Raw genomic sequence first — 16197 nt, 5'->3', positions numbered from 1 at the left:
CAGATTCTGCGCTAGCAATGACGAGTTTGTTGACCGATCGCGCACCATACCCTCAGTCGTCATGCCCGGGCTTGACGGCGCAGGGAGGTGCGCGCCGCTTTCCTAGAAATTCACCCGGTTCGAGATCGCGCCGTCCACGACGAGATTGGATCCCGTCGTGAACGCCGACACCGGGCTCGCCAGAAACACTGCGGCGTTCGCGATCTCCTGCGGCGTTGCCATGCGGCCGGTCGGGTTGCGCTTCATCGCGTCGTTGTAGCGATCGGGCATGTTCTGCTCGATCGTGTTCCAGACGCCACCCTTGAAATAGACCGTGCCAGGCGAGACCACGTTGACGCGGATTTTCTTCTTGGCGTATTGCCGCGCCAGTCCTTTGGCCATGTGGATCAGCGCCGCCTTGATCGGGCCGTAGGAGCTTGCCGCATCTGCCTGCGCGGCCGCGATAGAAGAGATGATGACGAAGGCGGCATCGCCGCTGCGCCCGCCGCCGGCTTCGAGGAACGGCCGCGCCGCGTCGAACGCATGCACGGCGCCGAGCACGTCGAGCCGGAAATTCTGTTCCCATGACGCGGCGTCCTGGCCTTGCGCCATTGCGCCGGCATTGGAGAACAGCAGGTCGACGCCGCCAAGCTCTTTCGCCGCGCTCTCGATCCAGGCTCTCAGCGCCGCGCCGTCGGTGACGTCGACGGTGCCGCCGGTAGCGCGGATGCCACTCGCCTTCAGTTCAGCGACGGTCGCCGCAACCTGATCCGCGTTGCGCGCACACACTGCGACATTGGCGCCTTCAGCGGCCAGCGTGTCCGCGATCGCGCGCCCGATGCCGCGCGTGCCGCCGAGCACCACGGCGTTCTTTCCCTTGAGACCGAGATCCATTGTTGGCTTTCCTTCTTGCTGGTCGTGTGGAGCTTGGTTGTTTGAGTGAAGATATCGAATTCGTTCTCGGTGTCATACCCCGCAGGCGGGGTATCCAGTACGCCGTAACGTCTCGGTTCTATCGCCGGCGTCTCGGGAATACCGGATCATCCGCCTTCGCGGATGATGACACCGCGCATGACATCGTCTGCGCCGCCCTCACTCCGGCGAGGCCCCCACCGGCGGGCCGCCGGGCGGGCGGTGCAGGAAGGTCAGGGATGCATACGCGCCGACCCAGGAGCCGATCGCGGCGAAAGCCACATAGAAGGCGTTTTCGGTGTAGCTGATCACGGCATAGGACGAGAGCAGGTACCAGATCGCGCTCCAGGTCGCCGCCGGCATGCGCTTGCGCGCGACCACGGCCGAGGTGAACATCACGTAGACCGCGTCGGTGGCCGCCGTTGCGACGAACACGGCGCCTGCGGTGAGGGGATCGATGGCGGCCATTGCAATCCTTTCTGCGATCATGACATGGTCGCGAAAATTACAGCATGATGCGGAAAAGTGCGCAGCGGTTTTCCGAAAAGATCATGCTGGACTTGAACGGGAGAAGAGCGGTCATGCAAACCCCCGCCGATATTCTTAGGGATATCTGGACCTCCGCCGGCGGCGATGCAGCCGCGCTCGCGCGCGTGCGGCTGACCGGGGAAGAGCCGCAGATCCCGTCCTCGTTTCGCGTCGCCGTCGCCGGACAGACGACGATCGCTGCCGCCGGCCTCGCTGCTGCCGAGATCTGGCGGCTGCGCAGCGGCGAGGCGCAGGACGTCTCCGTCGACGTGCGCCACGCTGTCGCCGAATGCCGCTCCGAGCGTTATCTGCGCCTTGACGACAAGCCGCCGCCTCCGGCCTGGGACGCGATCGCCGGCGTCTACAGGACCGGCGATAGCCGCTTCGTCCGCTGCCACACCAACTTTCCGCATCACCGCGATGCCGTCTGCAAGGTGCTCGGCTGCGAGGCGGAGCGCGAGAAAGTGCAGGCCGCGCTGATGCAATGGAAGGGCGAGGATTTTGAAAGCGCCGCTTACGCCGCGGGCGGTGTCGTTGCCTTGATGCGGAGCTACGACGAATGGTCCGCGCTGCCGCAGGCGCGTGCGCTCGCCGAATTGCCGCTGATCTCGATCGAGAAGGTCGGCGATGCTCCGCCAAAGCCGTGGCCCAAAGGCGACCGTCCGCTCTCTGGCATTCGCGTGCTCGATCTCTCCCGCGTCATTGCAGGCCCGGTCGCCGGGCGCACGCTCGCCGCGCACGGCGCCGACGTGCTGCTGGTGTCGGGGCCGGAGCTGCCGGCCATTCCCTGGCTCACCATCGACACCGGCCGCGGCAAGCTCACCACCTTCGTCGAGTTGAAGAGCGAGGCGGGCAGGGCACAGATGCGCGCGCTGCTCAAGGATGCCGACATCTTGTCGCAAGGTTATCGCCCGCGTGCGCTCGCCGCTCTCGGCTTTGCGCCGGAGGACGCAGCGGAGATCAATCCCGGCATCGTCTACGTGACGTTGTCCGCCTACGGCCATGCCGGCCCCTGGGCCGAGCGGCGCGGCTTCGACTCGCTGGTGCAGACCACGACCGGCTTCAACGATGCGGAAGGGAAGGCTGCCGGCATCGACGGCCCCAAGGAATTGCCGGCACAGATGCTCGACCACGCCACCGGTTATCTGATGGCGTTCGGCGCGATGATGGCCAAGGTGCGCCAGGCCCGCGAAGGCGGCAGCTGGCACGTGCGTGTGTCGCTGGCCCAGACCGGCCGCTGGTTGTGGAATCTCGGCCGGCTCGAGGGCGGCCTGGATACCCCGGATCTTACGGGCGAGGCCGTACATCCTGCGTTCATCGAAGCCGTGCCATCTGGCTTTGGCGCGTTGAAGGCGGTGCGCCATTCTGCGCTGCTCTCGAGGACGCCGGCACAATGGAGCCGTCCGGCGATGCCGCTCGGCAGCCATCCGGCACAGTGGCCGGGGCGAAGCTGACGGGAAGCTGACGCATCGCAAAATTTTAACGCAAACCGAAAGGCACGTTGCGTTTTTTAGGTTGTTTGAAATCCCAATTCAGCACTATTAGCGCGACCGATAAGGCAGCCATCTGCCGAGATCGTCGCAGACACGACCGGGCCCCATGGTAGTTGAAAATACCAAGCGAATGCAGGTGCTTACGAAACAACGGGTTATCACATCCGTAGTTTTACTAGCTCTTGCCGGTGCCGGCGCCTATGGCTTCCTCCGCGCGGGAGCCAAGGAGAAGAGCCACTCCGAGATTTCCAGCCAGTCGCGCAGGAATGCGCAGAGCTTCACGCCGACGCCGTCCGAATGGGCCACGCTGACGATCGAGCCGGTCAAGGCCAGGACCTTCCGGGCCGAGTACGTCACCGAAGGCAAGGTCGCGGTCGACGAGGATCGCTCGACGCCGGTGTTCTCGCCCTATGCGGGCCGGGTCACCAAGCTGCTGGCCAAGCCCGGCGAGACCCTGAAGCAGGGTCAACCGCTGTTCACGATCGAGGCCGCCGACACCGTGCAGGCCCAGAACGATTTCATCGCGGCGATGACCGCGCAGAACAAGGCGAAGTCGGCGATCGATCTTGCCGACATCCAGTTCAGGCGTGCCAAGGATCTCTATGAAGGCCACGCCATTCCGCTGAAGGATTTTCAGCAGGCGGAAGCAAACCAGGTCCAGGCGCAGAACGACATGCGCTCGTCGGTGACGGCGCTGGAGGCCGCGCACAACAAGCTGCGCATCCTCGGCTTCACCGACGAGACCATCAAGGCGTTCCAGGACAAGGGTGTCATCGATCGGGAGATCACGATCTACTCGCCGATCGCGGGCACCGTCGTGCAGCGCAAGATCGGCCCCGGCCAGTATGTCAACGCCGGTGCCAGCGATCCGGTGTTCGTGGTCGGCGACCTCTCCACGGTCTGGCTCACCGCCTTCGTGCGCGAGAGCGATGCGGCAGCGGTGTGCACCGGTCAGGATATCACCGTCAACGTGATGGCGCTGCCGGGCCGTCCGCTCACCGCCAAGATCAACTACGTCGCCGCCGCGATCGATCCCAGCACCCGCCGTCTCCTGGTCCGCGCCACCATCGACAACAAGGATGGCTTGCTCAAGCCGGAGATGTTCGCCAACGTCACGATCTATTCGGCCGGCGACCGTGCCGCGCCCGCGGTGCCCAAGCAGGCGCTGATCTATGAAGCCGACAAGGTCCGTCTCTGGGTCGCGCGCGAGGACAAGTCGGTGGAGCTGCGCGAGATCAAGACCGGCCTCATCAACGGCAACCTCGTCGAAGTCACCAGCAATCTGAAACCCGGCGAGCAGATCGTCGTCAAGGGCAGCCTGTTCATCGACCGCGCGGCGTCCGGCAGCTGATCGACGATCTAACAAACAAGACAAGCTGAAGACCTAAATGGATCGCCTCGTCGCCCTTGCCGTCAACCGGCGCTTCCTGATGGTCGGCATGTTCGTCGCCGTGTTGATCGGCGGCCTGATCGCGTTCAACCAGCTCAACATCGAGGCCTATCCCGACCCGACCCCGCCGATGGTCGATATCGTGACGCAGAGCCCGGGCCTGTCGGCGGAGGAGATCGAGCGCTACATCACGATCCCGATCGAGACCCAGGTGGCGGGTCTGAAGAACCTCACGACCATCCGCACCATCTCGCTCTACGGCCTCTCCGACGTCAAACTCCAGTTCTCGTTCGCCTACACCTATGACGAGGCGCAGCAGCAGGTCCTGAACCGCCTGGCGCAGCTCGCGCCGCTGCCGGGCAACGTGCAGCCGCAGATCTCCCCGCTGAGCCCGATCGGCGAAATCTTCCGCTACCGTCTGGTCGGCCCGCCGAACTACAGCGTGCTCGACCTCAAGACCATCCAGGACTGGGTGCTCCAGCGCCGCTTCCGCGCCGTACCCGGCGTGATCGACGTCACGGGCTGGGGCGGCAAGAGCAAGACCTACGAGCTCCAGGTCGACAACAACAAGCTGGTCGCCAATGGCCTGACGCTGCCGCAAGTGCTGCAGGCGGTCAGCAATTCCAACGTCAATGTCGGCGGCAACACCGTCAATATCGGCCAGCAATCGGCGGTGGTGCGCGGCGTCGGCCTGATCCGCTCGATCGACGACCTCGCCAACACCATGATCGCCCAGACCAACGGCAATCCGGTGCTGGTCAAGGACGTCGCCACCGTCACCGTCGGGCAGAGGCCCCGCCTCGGCATCGCCGGCATCGACGATTCCGACGACATCGTGCAGGGCATCGTCCTGATGCGCCGCGGCGAGCAGAGCTCGCCAACCATCAAGCGCGTCCATCAGCTCGTTCAAACCATCAACAACTCCAGCATCCTGCCGCCGGGCGTGCGCATCGAGCGCATCTACGACCGCGGCGACCTGATCGAGCTCACCACCCACACCGTGCTGCACAACATGGTGGTCGGCATCCTGCTGATCGTACTGCTGCAATGGATCTTCCTCGGCGATCTCCGCAGCGCGCTGATCGTCGGCGCCACCATCCCGTTCGCGCTGTTCTTCGCGGTGATCATCCTGGTGCTGCGCGGGGAATCGGCGAACCTGCTCTCGGTCGGCGCCATCGATTTCGGCCTGATCGTCGATGCCACCGTCATCATGGTGGAGGCGATCTTCCGCCGCCTGACGCAGACGACGCCGGTGTCGGAAACCGAGCACATGTCGTCCGAGACGCTGTTCGGCATGAAGAGCCACGCCATCCTCAGCGCCGCCGCCGACGTCTCGCGCTCGATCTTCTTCGCCGCGGCGATCATCATCGCGGCGTTCATCCCGCTGTTCACGCTGTCAGGCGTCGAAGGCAACATCTTCGGGCCGATGGCGCGCACTTATGCCTATGCGCTCGCCGGCGGCCTGCTTGCGACCTTCACCGTCACCCCGGCGCTGTCAGCGATCATCCTGCCCGCACATGTCGAGGAAACCGAGACGAAGGTCATGCAGATCCTGCACCGGCTCTACATGCCTGTGCTGAATTGGGCGGTCGCAAACCGCAGCATCGTCCTCGGCGCCGCGGTCGGCCTCGTGCTGATGACGGTGGCGCTGAGCCGGCTGCTCGGTCTCGAATTCCTGCCGAAGCTGGAAGAGGGCAATCTCTGGATCCGCGCCACGCTGCCGCCGACCATCTCGCTGCAGGAAGGCAATTCCTACGTCAACGAGATGCGCAAGGTGATCCGCGCCCGGCCCGAGGTCGAATCCGTGGTGTCGCAGCACGGCCGTCCCGACGACGGCACCGACGCCGCCGGCTTCTTCAACGCCGAGTTCTTCGCCCCGCTCAAGCCCGCGAGCCAGTGGCCGGGCACGCATGACAAGGAAGAGCTGACCGCGCAGCTGCTCAAGCAACTCGACGACCGCTTCCCCGGCGTCGAGTTCAACTTCTCGCAATATCTCCAGGACAACGTCTCCGAAGCCGTCTCCGGCGTGAAGGGCGAGAACTCGATCAAGCTGTTCGGCAGCGATCTCCAGGCGCTCACCGACACCGCCAACAAGATCAAGCAGGTGCTGTCGACCGTGCAGGGCGTCACCGACCTTGCGGTGTTCACCTCGCTCGGGCAGCCGACCATCCAGATCGACATCGACCGTGCCAAAGCCGCGCGCTATGGCCTTGCGCCCGGCGACATCAACGCCACGATCAAGGTCGCGATCGGCGGCGACTCCGCGGGCGATCTCTATGAGCCCGGAAGCGACCGCCACTTCCCGATCATCGTGCGCCTTGCGCCGGAATATCGCCGGAGCGCCGAGGCGATCCAGAATTTGCGCATCGGCGCGCCCGGGCCGAACGGCACCGTCACGCAGATCCCCTTGAGCGAGGTCGCCACCATCAGCCTCGTCTCCGGCGCGGCCTACATCTATCGCGAGCAGCAGGAGCGCTATCTGCCGATCAAGTTCTCGGTGCGCGAGCGCGACCTCGGCAGCGCGATCCGCGAGGCACAGCAGAAGATCGCCGATCAGGTGCAGCTGCCGCCCGGCTCGCACATGGAATGGGTCGGCGAGTTCGGCAACCTCCAGGATGCGATCCGGAGGCTGTCGATCGTGGTGCCGATCTCGCTGGCGCTGATCGGCGTGCTGCTCTGGTTCAATTTCGGCTCGATGACCGACACGCTGCTGGCGATGAGCGTGATCCCGATGGCGATCTTCGGCGGCGTGCTGGGCTTGTTGATCACCGGCACGGCGTTCAGCGTCTCCGCGGCGATCGGCTTCATCGCACTGTTCGGCATCGCCGTGATGGACGGCATCATCATCCTGTCGCAGTTCAACCAGTTGATCGAAGAGGGCATGGACCGCTTGAGCGCCGTGGTGCGCACCGGCGAATTGCAGCTCCGGCCCGTGCTGATGACCTGCGTCGTCGCCGGCGTCGGCCTGCTGCCGGCGGCGCTGTCGGAGGGCATCGGCTCGCAGGTGCAGAAGCCGCTCGCGGTCGTGGTCGTCACCGGCATGATGCTGGCGCCCGTCGTGATCCTGGTGACCTTGCCGGTGCTGATCTCCTTCTTCTCGCGCCGCGCGCGCTGAGATCAGGCCGACGAACTAAAGCGCGATGAGATTGCGATGAATCGTCATCGCGCTTTAGGTTTTTGAGCATTATCTTTTCGGAAAACCGCTGCGCACTTTTCCGGATCATGCTCTAGAACCCGTAGAGCCGGGCCGGATTGTCGACCAGGATCTTCTTGCGCACGCCCGCATCCGGCGCCCACACCGGGAGCTGGTTGAGCAAGGCACCGTCGTCGATCTGGTAGAGCGGCGCGATGTCGGTGGCTTTGCGCCCCTCGACGCGGCTCGAATCCGGATGCGGCCAGTCGGTGCCCCAGACGATGCGATCCGCGTTCGCGGCGATCAGCGCCTGCGCGTATGGCACCATGTCCTGATAATCGGGCGCGAGCTTCGACGACCGGTAGGCGCCGGAGATCTTCACATAGGCCTTGCCGGACTTCACCAGGGCGACGAGATCGGAGAAGCCCGGCTGCTCCAGGCCCAGTGGGGCCTCGAGCCCGCCGAAATGGTCGAACACGACTGGCACCGGCGCCGTCTCGACGAGGTCCTTGATCGCCGAGATCATGGCCAGCGTGGTGTAGAGCTGCACGTGCCAGCCGCGCGCCTTCATGCGCTCGACTGCGGCGGTGAAGCGGGGGCGGCCGACATTGGGGTCATTGACGCCGCCGGTCGCCAGATTGAGGCGGACGCCGCGGAAGCCGTCCTGATGCATCGTGTCGAGCGCGCTCTCCGGCGTCTTGTCGTCGATCACCGCGACGCCGCGCGCATTCGCGCCGCGTGCCTTCATGCCGAACAGGGTCGATGAATTGTCGGTGCCGTAGACGCTGGGGGTGACGATCACCACGCGTTCGATATGCAGCGCTTTGTGCAGTGCGGCCATCTCCTCGGGCGAGGCCGGCTCGGGCGTGTAGACGCGCCCGGCGAAGAACGGAAACTTCTCGACAGCGCCGTGGATGTGGGTGTGGCAGTCGCAGGCCTGCGGCGGGACGTCGAAATTGACCGGCGTCGCGGGCTGCGCGGCCCGGGCGTGGGCTCTGTTGGTCATGGCTACTCCGGCGGCGAGGGAGGCAAGCAGGACGCTGCGTCGGTTAAGCACGGTTTCTCTCCCTGATTTGTTTTTTGAGGCCGTACGAGACGATATCACATCAGCCCGGGAGCCGCTCCGTTTCGCTGCATAGCTGCTCGACGAGGTCCGCAAGCGGGCGTGAGCCGTCAACGCGCACGACCGGGCAGGGCAGGCCGGAGAGCCAGGCTTCATGCTTTGCGAGATTGCGGCCCTCGCGATCGCCGGCTTCGTAGTGCGAGGCCCATTCGACGAAGTCTTCAGTCTCGGCATGGCGCCAGCCGCCCGGCGCGACGGCATCGGCACCAAAATGAGCGGCCTCGCGGGCGCGCAATCGCTTCAGCCGGAGCTCGCGCGGCGTGGTCACGAAGACGACCAGATCGAAGTACGAGACGAGCTCCTCGCCCCAGCCCGTGATGGACCCGCTCAGCACCCAGTCGTGACGCGGCAGGAACATCTCGCGCATCAGGCGCAGGCGCTCGGCGGCCGGGCGCGTCGTCTGATAGGGCGGCACGGTCGGCAGCCAGAAATAGTCATCGCTGTCGTGATGCGGCAGCGCAAGCCGGCCCGCGAGAGCACGACCGAGCGTCGTCACGCCGGAGCCCGAAGCTCCCATCAGATGGATGCGGCGGCTGTTCATGGCACCCGCGAGAAGATTGAGATTACTGCCCCGACGGCGTGCGCAGGCCGTGCCAAGCGTCGCGGACCTGCTGGTAGTGCACCTCGGGCAGATAGTCCGGCGTGTTCAGGCTCAAGGTCTTGACGTCGAGATGGCCGACGGCGCTGAGCAGGGTATAGGAGGCGATCACGCGGTCGCGCTGCGCGCCGATCAGGCGGGCCTTGGCCTGGATCAGGTCCGCCTGCGAGTTCAAGACGTCGACCGTCGTGCGCTGTCCGCCGGCGGCCTCGCGCTGCACGCCCTGGAGCGCGACGGTTGCCGCCTTCACCTCGGACTCCGAAGCGGAGACCGCGATCTTGGCACCTTCGTTCGCAACCCACGCGCTGACGGCGGCGGTGCGCGCCTGGTTGCGCACCTGGTCGAGCACGAGCCGGCTCTGCGCCGAGACCTCCTTGGCCTGCCGAGTCTGCGAGGCGGCCTGTCCGCCGTCATAGATCGGCGCGGTGACATTGGCGACGATCGAGGCTTGGTCGGTTGCGAAGGTGCCGAGCGTCGGGTCGCTGTCCCGGCTTTTGCTGGCGCTGCCCTGGACGCTGGCGCTCGGCAGCAGCGCGCCCTCGGCGACACGGATGTTGGTGGACGCGACATCGACGTCGAAGCCAGCGGCCATCACCGCCGGATGCTGGCGGATGGCCATCGTCATCGAGTCCTCGCGGCTCTTCGGCAGATAGCGATCGACCACTTCGGCGGGCTTCAGCTGCGACGGCGGATTGCCGATCACCTGGGCATAAGTCGCCTGGCTGATCGCGAGCGCGACTTCGGCGGCGTTGAGATCGGCAAGGCCGCGGTTGAGACGGGCTTCGGCCTGCGCGGTATCGGTCGGAGTGACGTCGCCGGCGTTGAGACGGCGCTGCGTGACCGCGAGCGTCTCGCGCAGGAAAGCGACGTTGGAGCGCTGCGCCTCGACCAGCGACTGGTTTGCCAGCACGTTGGTGTAGGCGGTGACGGCGTCGAGCAGCACGCCCTGGCCGACATTGCGCAGCGCCTCGCGGCCCGACTGCACCTGGAGTTCAGCGGCCCGCACATTGTTGGCGGTGCGGAAGCCGTTGAACAGCGTCTGCGTCACCGTGACGCCGATGGTCCACGGCTTCAGATCGGCGGTCTGGATGGTGTTGTTGGGCAGAAGATTGCGCACCGATTGCAGGCCGGCGCTGAGGCTCGCCACGAGTTGCGGCCGGTACCCGGCCAGCGCCTGCGGCACGTTCTCGTCGGTCGCGCGCTGGCGGGCGCGCTCGGCGTTGAGCTGCGGGTTGGTCTGGTAGGCTTTTGCCAATGCCTCTGGCAGGGCTTCTGCCGACGCAGCCGCGGGCAGGGCGCAGCAAAGCACCAGCGCGGTCCATGTCGCAAGCACAGGACCCACGCCCGATCGATGCCGCGTCATCACGCGACCAGCTCTGGCGGCACGCCCAATCATGAAATCCCGCAAACCCCGGCTGTCCGCCCCCGCCGACGGCGGCCCTCTTAACTGTTTAACCAGCCGAGGTCCCGCAGGCAAACTGCCGCGGGGGAAACCCCCATCTATTCCGTGCTTGTTGCAGGTGCGTCACAGCATTTTTGCGGATCAGCACCAGAGCCTTACACCAGCCTGACCGTTCGCTTGCACTTACCGGTTCTTGTTCACCGGCTTGCGCTTCTCGATGAACGCGGCCATGCCCTCGGAGCGGTCCTCCAGCGCGAAGGTCGCGTGGAACAGGTTGCGCTCGACGCTCATGCCCTCCGCGAGCGTGGTCTCGAAGGCGCGGTTCACCGCTTCCTTGGCCATCGCGGCGGCAGGGCGCGACATCGCGGCGATCTTCTCGGCGGCGGCCATGACTTCGTCCATCAGCTTGTCGGCCGGCACGATGCGGCTGACGAGGCCTGAGCGCTCGGCTTCCGCCGCATCCATCATGCGGCCGGTGAGGCAGAGATCCATCGCCTTGGACTTGCCGATGGCCCGGGTCAGGCGCTGGGTGCCGCCGATGCCGGGAATGGTGCCGAGCGTGATTTCGGGCTGGCCGAATTTGGCGGTGTCGGCGGCGATGATGATGTCGCACATCATGGCGAGCTCGCAGCCGCCGCCGAGCGCATAGCCTGCGACGGCGGCGATCGTCGGCTTGCGGCAACGCGCGACGCGGTCGCCGCCGATCGCGGCGAAGTCTTCCGAGAACATGTCGATGAAGCCCTTCGGCTGCATCTCCTTGATGTCGGCGCCGGCGGCAAAGGCCTTCTCGCTGCCGGTCACGACGATACAGCCGATGGCGTCATCGGCCTCGAGATCGTCGACGGCCGCGGCAATCTCGCGGAAGACGCCGAAGGAGAGCGCGTTGAGCATCTTCGGCCGGTTCAGCTTGACGATGCCGACCGCGCCCTGGCTTTCGACGATGATGTGTTCGAACGTGCTCATGCTCCACCCACGCGTTTGATTGGGCGGGCAATGTGCCCGCTCGCGCGGATGCCTTCAAGGGGCCTGAAGGCCGCCCGAACAAAGGTCGCCCGGAACACGCCGCAAGACGCGTATCCCGGGCGCGGAGGTTCTTCTTAAGCCATGAACATGCGCGCGGCGGAGGCGAGCGTCAGCAGCGTGCCGACGCCGATGAAGATCTTGCCGATCAGGGAGCTCTGGTCCCAGGCCGAGGTCTGCTGGCTGCTCGCCATCACGGGCGCCGGCCGCGGCTGCGCGTCGGTTGCGGCAATCACCGCCTTCTGCGCCGGCGGGTTGTCCTGTGGCAGGGCGCGATCGAGATCGTTGAGCTGGTCGGGTGCGACGACCTGGCTCTCGGCGTCCGAGGCGGCGGGAGCGTCGGCCGCGGCCTGGACGTTGTCGTTGGCGCGGCCCGTCATCGCGGTGGCCGCGGCTGCCGTCGGCGTGTCGGCGGCGGCGAGCTGGGCACGGGCGTTGGCGACCTGCTGCGGCATCTGGCGGGATGCCGGCACGTCGGCATTGGCCTTCGCCTCGTCGGTCTTCGTCGCGTCCGTCTTGGCGGCCTTGTCGTCTGAGGACTTCTCCGCCGTCTTGCTGCTGCTGCGGCGAGAATAGTGGCGCCGGTGCTTGCTTGGCTTGTCCGCGTCGGCCTGTTTGCCGGCGCTGTCCGATTTGCTGCTCGCAGCCTCGTTCGGTGCTGCCTGCGCAACGCCTCCGAACAGCAGGAAAAGCCCGGCCAGAAGAATCAGGGCAGCGCGCCCGCTGGCTTTCATCATGTTGACGATCTCCCCAATCCACCCATCCCGGGACGAACAGAGACGCCGGGGCGTGACCACAGCGGGGCAGAAAGTGGGAATCTTCGGGCTACACCGGGCGAAAACGGGGCAATCCGGTTCCTCGCGGCCGGCCGCTGGATGCGGGACGGGCCGATCGGTGTTATGAGCCGTCGCAGACTTTTTCGGCCCTTTCGGCAACGCGGTCGGGTGCAGATCACGAATTCGTGATCAGGCAGGAGCCCGCGTAACAAATTGAAAGAGCGGCCGAATTGCATGGTGAGGGCGCGTGCGCGGACGTGAGGACGAATGGACCGACCTGATGCGGTCGGCCATGGCTGGCGATGATGCGGCGTATCATCGCCTGTTGAAGGCGGTCACGCCGGTGCTGCGCGCCGCCGCGAGGCGGGGCCTGGCGCGGGCCGGGCAGCCCCCCGACCAGGCCGAGGATATCGTGCAGGAGATTCTGTTGGCGGTGCATCTGAAGCGGCACACCTGGGACAGCGAAGCCCCCTTCGCGCCCTGGCTGTTCGCGATCGGCCGCAACAAGCTGATCGACGCGCTGCGCCGGCGCGGCAGGCGCGTCTTCGTCAACATCGACGATTTCGCCGAGACCTTGCCGGGCGAGGCGCCGCAGGAAACGGCGTCGGCGGGCGAGGTCGCCGCGCAGTTGGGCACGCTGCCGCAGCGCCAGCGCGAGGTGTTGCAGTCGATCGCGGTCGATGCCGCCTCGATCAAGGATACGGCGGCGAAGTTTTCGATGAGCGAAGGTGCGGTGCGGGTCGCGCTGCATCGCGGACTTGCGGCGCTGACTGCCAAACTGCGAGACCATTAGTCATGGATACCGATCAACTCATTCGCACGCTCGCGGCCGACAACGCCCATCGCGCGCCGCAGGTCGGCGCCGTGCTGACCATGGCGCTGCTGGTGGCCGCGCCGTTGTCGATCCTGATCTTCGCGACGTTCCTCGGCGTGCGGCCCGACGTCATGACCGCCATGCACAATCCGTTCTTCGACATGAAGTTCGCGGTCACGCTGTCGCTCGCAATCCCCGCGATCATCGTCAGCCTGCATCTGTCGCGGCCCGAGGCCCTGATGCGCGGCTGGGGCTGGCTGCTGCTGCTCCCCGTCGGCCTGCTCGCGGTCGCGATCGGCGGCGAGATGATGATGGCGCCGGCGATGCCGATGACGATGCGCATGGTGGGCAAGAACTCCAGGGTGTGCCTGGTGGCGATCCCCGCGATGTCGCTGCCGCTGCTTGCGGGCGCGCTGTTCGGCCTGCGCCACGGCGCGCCGTCGCGTCCCGCGCTCGCCGGTGCGCTCGCCGGCCTGGTGTCGGCCGGCCTTGCGGCCACGCTCTATGCCTCGCACTGCACCGACGACTCGCCGATGTTCGTCGCGACCTGGTACACGATCGCGACCGCGCTCGTGACCGCGATCGGCGCCGCCATCGGTTCAAAAGTCTTGCGATACTAAACGAACCGGCTTCACACCGCCGGCGTCGTGCTCTGCATGCGGTGGAAGCGCAGCACCTGCTGCGCGGTCGATGAGCGCAGCGCCTCGTAGGTGTCGCGCAGCGTCAGCATGTCGGTCTGCGAACCGCCGGAGAGCTTCTCGCGCATGGCGATGATGGCGCGCACGCTCGACCATTGCATGCCGGCGACCTTGGCGAGGATCATCACGCCCTCGGTGCGGCTCTCGATCATCATGTTTTCGGCGGTCTCGACCGCGACGCCCGCAAGCGCCGCGAGCCCGGCATTGGTCTCGTCGAACTTGCCCTGCTCGGCGAAGGCGGTGACCTGGAATTCGCTGAGGCGGCCGTCCTCGTGCAGCGACCTCACCAGCGCGCGCGCCATCTCCGTTTGCCTCGTCATGGCGGCCGCGCGGACCCGCTGGGCCGCTTCCTGCACCACGCTCGAGACTTCGTTCGCAAGCTCGGGATGGGCAGCCTCCAGCTTCCTGCGCACGCTCAAGGAGGCTTTCGCGACCAGCTTCAGATAGTGATGGCGCGGCAAATCGGGCCGCAGTCCGATGCAGGTGGCGAGATCGTCGTCGCGCTCGGCACGGGTGAGGAGGTCGATGAGGCTTCCCTCGGAAAGCTGCGCGCCGGGATTGCTGGCGGTCGACCGCACCACGTCGTCGTTGCCGCGCGTCACCAGCAGGTCGGTCAACGCTTCCGACAGCACGCGACGGAGCGAGATCGCCTTGAGATGCGCCTGGCCCCTGGTGCGCGCGATCTCGAGCAAGGTGGTCTCGTCGAGCCGTTCCGATTTCGACAGCACGGGGCCTGCGACCTCGATGACCTCGTCGAGCGCGAGCGTGCGGATGATTTTTGGCGGCGCGGCCGCGATCGGTGCGAGGCGCTCGGCGAGCAGCGCTCGCGCCGAGGTCTCGATCTGCTCGATCAGGCACTGGAATACGTCGTCGAACACGCGGACATGCTCGTCGGAATAGTCCACCGCGTTGCCCACGAAGAGATCGGTGACGCGGCGCAGTGTCTCGACCCGGCGCGCGACGGTGCCGTGCGAGAGTGCAGCCTGCAATTCGTCCAGCAGGTTCTCGGATGGTTTGGCGGGTTTGGATCTCATTGCCCTGTCCTGGAGCGTTTGGTCCGGCGGCGGCTTCTGTCGCCCCCGGAGAAAATGGATTGGTCAACTCGTTGCAATTCGGTTGCGCCCTTGCGCCTTGGCGGAATAGAGCGCGTTGTCGGCGCGCGCGAGAAACGTGTCGGCAGTATCAGTGTCGCGCAGCGTCACGACGCCCGCGGAAATCGTCACCCGCATGCCCGGCGAGAATGCGCTCCAGTCGAGATCGGCGATGATGCCGCGCAGCCGCTCCAGCATGCGCGAGGCCGCCTCGGCTGCCGTGTCCGGCAGCAGCAGCAAAAATTCCTCGCCGCCGTAGCGGCCAAAACTGTCGGCCGGGCGGATGTTGGCGAATACGGTGACGGCAAAGGTGCGCAGCACCTCGTCGCCGACGGGATGGCCGTGGGCGTCGTTGATGCGCTTGAACCAGTCGAGATCGATCAGCGCGATCGCGCAGGGCGTGGACGCCTGCCGCGACTTTTCGATCTCCGCGTCCAGAAGGCGCATGATGCAGCGGCGGTTGTAGGAGCCGGTGAGCTCGTCGAGCTCGGCGAGCTCCTCGATGCGCCGATAGGCATCCTTCAGCTCGATGCTGCGCCGATACAGGATCTTGCGCAGTGTGGCGCCGAACAGGCCGAGGAAGGCGCACTGGCCGATCACCAGCACGAAGCACAGCATCGAGGCGGTTCGCTGCAGCCGCGTCGCAACGGGCATGCCGATCGGCAGGTCGGAGGCGAGGAACACGGCGGCAAGGCCGCTGGTCGCGATCGCCCAGGTCAGCATTGCCTGGGCCGAGGTCATGCGCAGCGTGCCGAAGGCGAAGATCAGGAACAGCACGCTGATGAAGGCGACGCCGATGGTCGGCACCGACACCAGGAACACGAATTGCAGCGCCATGTGCGCCGAGATCTGGAATACGGTGAGATAGTGGTCGGTGAATCTGTCGCCGACGCCTGCTTCCGACAGCACCGCGAACGTGCCGATGATCAGGAGGCCGCCGAACCAGAACAGCGAGGCGACGTCGATCGAGATCGCGCCGTCATAGGCGTAGAGCAGCAGGACCGAGGCGCCGAGCGAGTAGCTCACCACCTGACCGATATACATCTGGCGGCGCTGCCGGGCCCTGCGCGCCCGCACCACGGGCGCGGCCGCCTCGGGCGCGAGGACGAGATCCGCGGCCTCAGCGGCATTCCTCTCCGGAAAGGACGTCGCGGCCGTGCTCATGGTCCCGCCAATGGTGCCGTTCAGCCCAAAAATCTACGTGGCAAGCCTTTAGGTTTGGTATCCTTTGAAACCGAAT

General features: G+C 66.1%; 14 protein-coding genes. 5 read left to right on the top strand and 9 right to left on the bottom strand.

All coding sequences use genetic code 11. From position 1 onward, the window contains the following. Positions 1-102: 102 nt before the first annotated feature. Complete coding sequence (locus QA642_RS33910) at positions 103-873, bottom strand: SDR family oxidoreductase (RefSeq protein ID WP_283080767.1); 771 nt, start codon at positions 871-873, stop codon at positions 103-105. Positions 874-1071: 198 nt separating this feature from the next. After that, positions 1072-1359: a hypothetical protein gene (locus QA642_RS33905; RefSeq protein WP_027558723.1), complete on the bottom strand. Its 288-nt coding sequence runs from the start codon at positions 1357-1359 to the stop codon at positions 1072-1074. 113 nt (positions 1360-1472) lie between these two features. On the opposite strand from QA642_RS33905, the gene QA642_RS33900 reads away from it, so the two are divergent. From QA642_RS33900 to QA642_RS33890, 3 genes are all read left to right on the top strand, one after another. Beyond that, complete coding sequence (locus QA642_RS33900; RefSeq protein ID WP_283080766.1) at positions 1473-2873, top strand: CoA transferase; 1401 nt, start codon at positions 1473-1475, stop codon at positions 2871-2873. 145 nt (positions 2874-3018) lie between these two features. Next, positions 3019-4263 (top strand): efflux RND transporter periplasmic adaptor subunit, encoded by a 1245-nt coding sequence (locus QA642_RS33895; RefSeq protein ID WP_283080765.1) that lies wholly within the window; start codon positions 3019-3021, stop codon positions 4261-4263. A 37-nt stretch (positions 4264-4300) separates the two neighbouring features. Continuing rightward, positions 4301-7417 (top strand): CusA/CzcA family heavy metal efflux RND transporter, encoded by a 3117-nt coding sequence (locus QA642_RS33890; RefSeq protein ID WP_283080764.1) that lies wholly within the window; start codon positions 4301-4303, stop codon positions 7415-7417. A 112-nt stretch (positions 7418-7529) separates the two neighbouring features. Here the strand turns inward: QA642_RS33890 and QA642_RS33885 are convergent, their stop codons facing one another. From QA642_RS33885 to QA642_RS33865, 5 genes are all read right to left on the bottom strand, one after another. Continuing rightward, positions 7530-8492, bottom strand: a complete 963-nt coding sequence (locus QA642_RS33885; RefSeq protein ID WP_283080763.1) for an amidohydrolase family protein — start codon at positions 8490-8492, stop codon at positions 7530-7532. 49 nt (positions 8493-8541) lie between these two features. Continuing rightward, positions 8542-9099, bottom strand: coding sequence for a hypothetical protein (locus QA642_RS33880; protein WP_283080762.1), 558 nt, complete (start codon positions 9097-9099; stop codon positions 8542-8544). 22 nt (positions 9100-9121) lie between these two features. Then, positions 9122-10552 carry a TolC family outer membrane protein gene (locus tag QA642_RS33875; protein WP_283080761.1) on the bottom strand — a complete coding sequence of 477 codons (1431 nt, stop codon included), beginning with the start codon at positions 10550-10552 and terminating at the stop codon, positions 9122-9124. Between the two features lie 189 nt (positions 10553-10741). Beyond that, positions 10742-11521, bottom strand: coding sequence for an enoyl-CoA hydratase (locus QA642_RS33870; RefSeq protein ID WP_283080760.1), 780 nt, complete (start codon positions 11519-11521; stop codon positions 10742-10744). A 134-nt stretch (positions 11522-11655) separates the two neighbouring features. After that, positions 11656-12315 (bottom strand): hypothetical protein, encoded by a 660-nt coding sequence (locus tag QA642_RS33865; protein WP_283080759.1) that lies wholly within the window; start codon positions 12313-12315, stop codon positions 11656-11658. Positions 12316-12601: 286 nt separating this feature from the next. On the opposite strand from QA642_RS33865, the gene QA642_RS33860 reads away from it, so the two are divergent. Then, complete coding sequence (locus QA642_RS33860) at positions 12602-13147, top strand: sigma-70 family RNA polymerase sigma factor (protein ID WP_283080758.1); 546 nt, start codon at positions 12602-12604, stop codon at positions 13145-13147. Between the two features lie 2 nt (positions 13148-13149). Next, positions 13150-13788, top strand: coding sequence for a DUF1109 domain-containing protein (locus QA642_RS33855; protein ID WP_283080757.1), 639 nt, complete (start codon positions 13150-13152; stop codon positions 13786-13788). 11 nt (positions 13789-13799) lie between these two features. Here the strand turns inward: QA642_RS33855 and QA642_RS33850 are convergent, their stop codons facing one another. Next, positions 13800-14900 carry a DUF2336 domain-containing protein gene (locus tag QA642_RS33850; protein ID WP_283080756.1) on the bottom strand — a complete coding sequence of 367 codons (1101 nt, stop codon included), beginning with the start codon at positions 14898-14900 and terminating at the stop codon, positions 13800-13802. A gap of 63 nt (positions 14901-14963) precedes the next feature. Beyond that, entirely contained in the window at positions 14964-16121 is a 1158-nt protein-coding gene (locus tag QA642_RS33845) for a GGDEF domain-containing protein (RefSeq protein WP_283080755.1), read from the bottom strand. Between the last annotated feature and the right edge of the window lie 76 nt (positions 16122-16197).

Origin of the sequence: Bradyrhizobium sp. CB2312 (genome assembly GCF_029714425.1) — a bacterium.
Classification (GTDB): domain Bacteria; phylum Pseudomonadota; class Alphaproteobacteria; order Rhizobiales; family Xanthobacteraceae; genus Bradyrhizobium.
The sequence above is the reverse complement of the archived record's forward strand: the minus strand, read 5'-3'. Positions and strand labels throughout refer to the sequence as shown.